This window comes from Pedobacter sp. 01T416_2, from assembly GCF_056398925.1.
In genome coordinates, this window is the sequence record NZ_JBFTQI010000607.1 from 1 (window position 1) to 3,713 (window position 3,713).

General features: G+C 40.3%; 2 protein-coding genes. Both read right to left on the reverse strand.

Going from position 1 to position 3,713, the window contains the following annotated elements; translation table 11 throughout:
• Nucleotides 1-359: 359 nt before the first annotated feature.
• Entirely contained in the window at nucleotides 360-1,367 is a 1,008-nt protein-coding gene (locus AC1DPQ_RS21110) for a YncE family protein (RefSeq protein WP_477610775.1), read from the reverse strand.
• 42 nt (nucleotides 1,368-1,409) lie between these two features.
• Nucleotides 1,410-3,713, reverse strand: a 2,304-nt coding sequence (locus AC1DPQ_RS21115; protein WP_477610776.1) for an efflux RND transporter permease subunit, incomplete at its 5' end; no start/stop codon positions are given.

A 3,713-nucleotide genomic window follows, 5' to 3' on the forward strand; every position in this document is an offset into this window, starting at 1 on the left:
AGTTAAGTCAAAGCATTATTGTTGAGCGTTTGGCCATTTAGAAAGCCATTTTACTATAAATTTATGCGCAACAACAACGCATTCGCATTGATTCGTGGTAATTCGAACAGTAGATAGCGTAGGTAGAAAATGAAAGAAAGTAAAATTTATTCATATCGTTATTTGCAGGTGGCAGGCAAATATAATATTTAATTCTATAAATCCTATAGAATTTATAGATTAATAAAATTTTATTTACTCTAGATTGTTCAGTATAAGGATTTAACGTCTTAAAACATTCCTCTAATTAAGGTTAAACAAAAAATGTCGAGAAAACACGATATGCATCTCGACAATCCAAAATAGAAGCTAAAATACCTCTACTTACCTACTTCTATAATTTTAAAGCTTCCAGGAATACGATGTGGACGTTGGTTGGCATCCGTACTTTTTTCGAAGGCTGCCGTTGGCAGAAAAAGGTGATGACTAGTCAAATCAATGGCAATGGTTCTTGCTCCTACTTCTGTTTTTACAGTTTCCTGTACAATAAACTTATTAGCTGAAACCTCTTTTACCACTGTTATGTTGCCTTCTCCATTAGCACTGTAAGCTAATTTAGTAGCCGGATCGAAGACTACACCATCACAATTATTACCAATCGGTAACGAGGCAATCTGTTTGCCTGTTTTGGCATCCAGAATAAGCATCACTTTGTTGGCACAAACCGTAAACAGTCTTGATGTTACACGATCGATAGCTAAGCCAGATGGCTCTTCTCCACCCTTTAGCTTGTACCTGGATAAAACTTTATTGGTATTTGTATCAAAACAAACAATTTCTCCGGTATCTTCAATATTTACATATACTTTTCCTTTCCCATCTGAAACCCCAGCTTCGGGTTTGCCACCTAAGGGAATCGTTGCGATAACCCGATCAGTTTGTGGATCGATAATGCTGGCATCACTACTTTTGCCGTTGAATACGATTACTTTTTTGCTATAATCATCAAAGAAAGTAGCATCAGGATTCTGCCCTACTTTAATTTGCGTCGATACAATGAAGTTATTCAAATCGAAAACGGTACAAGTGCCTGCTTTGCCATTAGTGGTGTACCCTTTGCCGAACGGGCCTGCAATTGCAATTCCATGTACACCAAGTGTATTGTGGATCACACCTACCGAATCGCCATTGTTCTTATTTAATATATTTACCTGATTGCCATGAGAAACAAAAAGATTGTTGTGCTGCTGATCGATGCTCACAYAATCCCAACCCCCATCGCTTTGTATTTTATGGACTGCCAATACATGCAGGCTACTTTTTTGTTGGGCATTTGCAGCAATTGACATTGCAAAAAGAACCACAATGCTTAATAATTTCTTTTTCATTTTTTTAGTTTTAATATTCTGAGGATATGGATTTAAAATCTATTACGCTTCAACTGGATCTCCTTCAGGTTTGGCCGATTTGTAGAATCGCCTGATCAAGCTTGGTAAAGCAATGAGCAATAAAGGCATGGCTGCTATAAAACCGCCAATTACGGCTATAGCCAACGGTTGATGCAATTGTGCACCAGCTCCAATACCTAAAGCCAAAGSCATTAAGGCGATAATTGCCCCAAGTGCAGTCATTAATTTTGGTCTTAACCTGGTAGAGATGGCAAAGGTTATGGCATCATCAACACTTTGCTTGGCAAGGGATTCTTTAAACTGTAAAAAGGTAAATATGGCATTCTCGCCGATAATACCCACAATCATAATCAACCCTGTATAACTGCCTACATTGAGTGGTGTATGGGTTAAAAACAAGGCTAAATAACTCCCTGAAATGCCCAGTACCGAGATCAATAAAATGAGAAAGGCAATTTTAAAATCTTTAAATAGAAATAAAATTACGCTAAACACCAACAAACTCGATGCGATAAGAATGGTGAGCAGTTCGGAGAACGATTGTTGCTGTTCTTTATATGCACCACCATATTCGATGTGGTAACCCGAAGGCAGGTTTACATTGGTATTTACAGCTTTCTGAAGATCTTTCATTACACTTCCCAGATCGCGGTTATCGAGCCTTGCGGTAACTACCCCAATGGTTTGCAGGTTTTCCCTAGCCACTTCGGCAATTCCTGCTTTAAGATCAACCCTGGCCATTTGCTGAATGGACACCGCTGTTCCATCAGGCAAGAAAATTTTAAGCTTGTTGATATCGGCCACGCTAAAAGTCCTGCTTCCGGGGTACACCATGCGGATGGGTGAAAGCTGTTGTTTATCGTATAAATCGCCTATTAAAGTCCCCTGCATTGCGGTTTGGAGCTGCGATTGAAAAGATACTGGACTAACACCATATTGTGCCAGCATAGTAAAATTCGGTTGAATATTTACCGTTGGCCCTGAGCGCACAATACCATCAAACACATCTGCTGTACCACTTACGTGCGAAACCAGATCAGCTACCTTTTTAGATAAAGCCTGCAGTTTTTCCTGATCATTGCCAAAAATTTTCACCTCGATGGGTTGTGTGGAACTCATTAGATCGCCTAACATATCACCAATTACCTGCCCGAAATCGATTACCAATGCAGGTTGTGTATTTTCGATATGCGTGCGGATCTCCGAGATCACTTCTTCTGTGCTTTTTGTCCTGTTATGCTTCAGCTGGATCAGGTAATCGCCAGTATTTGGTTCGGTAATAAAAAAGCCCATCTGTGTTCCCGTTCTTCGCGAATACGCCTGAACATCTGGAATTTTAACAATCTCCTTTTCTACCTGTTTAAGCATCCTGTCGGTTTCTTCAAGCGAAGTACCTGGAGGTGAAGCATAATCCAATACAATGCTACCCTCATCCATTTCGGGGAGAAATCCGGTTTCTAAACGCGGGAAAACGAGCACAATCGATGCGATCAGCACGAGCATAAATATGATCGAGATATAAGGTCGTTGTATAAAATAACGCACCCAGTTTTGCGATTTAACCTCATGTACCACTACTTTTTTGCCAGTTGCTGCGTGACTACCCCCTTTACGGGTAAGCAAAAGATAAATCACAGGTAAACCAATCCAGGTAACAAAGAAGGAACAGACCAGGGTAATGATCATGGTATTGGTCATCACCTGAAAATAAGAACCTGCAACACCCGTCATCAGTACAAAGGGAACGAATATCACAATCGTACTGATAGAAGACCCCAACATGGCCGGGAAAAGATAACTCACCGCCTTGCTCAACAACCTCATTGTAAGCTCTTCGGGGTGTTCTTCATGTGTGCGATGAATCTGCTCTACCACCACTATAGCATCATCTATAATTAAACCTATGGCTGCTGCAATGGCGCCAAGGGTCATGATATTGAGCGAATACCCAACAAAATAGAGTACAATTACAGTTAAACAAAGCGTAACCGGGATGGTGATTAAAATGGTAACGCTTGCCTTGAACGATCTCAAAAAAATAATAGCCACCAAAATGGCCAATGCCAAACCAATTAATAAACTATCGCGTACACTTTTTACCGATTCGTTTACAAAATCGGCCTGTACGTAATAAGGTTTAATGCTTACGCCGGCCGGCAGAATATGTTTCAGTTGTTCTACTTTGGTAAACATCTCATTGGAGAGATCGACCAGGTTGGCATTAGGTTGTTTGATTACTGCAATCAGGATTCCATCTTTCCCGTTGGCATTGATGCGGGTATATTCTACACTTTGCTGAATATTTACCTTAGCAATATCCATTAC